Genomic DNA, 275 nt, shown 5'->3' with positions numbered 1-275 from the left:
ATCTTTCGATTCGGTCAGCAGTTGCAGTGATTCCGTAAACAAGTCCTCCCGGCGAGCCATATCCGAAGGTTGGAAAGCATAGAGTGAAAACTCACCCAGACGGCTCTGGAATGCCATGCCGTGAACTTCCTTTTCCAAATCGGAAGGAAGGCAGAAATTCATCCGGCTATGCTCCGCATCATACACAAAAATTACCTGTATCTCATTCTTGCCCGGCTCTATTCCGGCATCCAAAGCCAGACACTCCAGCAGCACGGCCAGATCAGCCTTAGGCA

1 protein-coding gene is annotated in these 275 nt (G+C 50.5%); it reads right to left on the bottom strand.

Annotated elements, in window-relative coordinates:
• A partial coding sequence (locus tag QWY28_RS24840) for a DUF6621 family protein (RefSeq protein ID WP_300955368.1) occupies nt 1–275 on the bottom strand: 275 nt, incomplete at both ends.

It is taken from the genome of Nocardioides oceani (assembly GCF_030412965.1).
Lineage (GTDB): Bacteria > Actinomycetota > Actinomycetes > Propionibacteriales > Nocardioidaceae > Nocardioides > Nocardioides oceani.
The sequence above is the reverse complement of the archived record's forward strand: the minus strand, read 5'-3'. Positions and strand labels throughout refer to the sequence as shown.